At 40.0% G+C, this 270-nt stretch carries 1 pseudogene; it reads right to left on the bottom strand.

The features are described from left to right. Positions 1-230 (bottom strand): annotated as a pseudogene (locus AAEZ05_RS28745) (hypothetical protein); the annotation flags it as partial. Positions 231-270: the final 40 nt, after the last annotated feature.

The raw sequence follows: 270 nt of genomic DNA, 5'->3' as shown, positions 1-270 counted from the left end.
TATAAGGCGTTAGTGACGTCACTATCTATAACTTGTGACATGCCTCGTTGCAGCTTAAATTCATCAAGGAAAGCTTGATCGACCTTGGCTTCGATATCGACAACAATCTGATCGATTCCGGTAATATAGCTACTGTGTAATCTTTCTGTGGCGTTAAGTTGATTAGTTAGTGGATCTTTGGCTTCCACTGGAAAATAATGTTTATGCCTGCGACGTCCAGGAAATTTCATTTGCTACCCGTATTGTGAGCTAAATAAAAAAAGCGTGAGA

Source organism: Pseudomonas sp. HY13-MNA-CIBAN-0226 (assembly GCF_040310305.1).
Lineage (GTDB): Bacteria > Pseudomonadota > Gammaproteobacteria > Pseudomonadales > Pseudomonadaceae > Aquipseudomonas > Aquipseudomonas gregormendelii.
The sequence above is the reverse complement of the archived record's forward strand: the minus strand, read 5'-3'. Positions and strand labels throughout refer to the sequence as shown.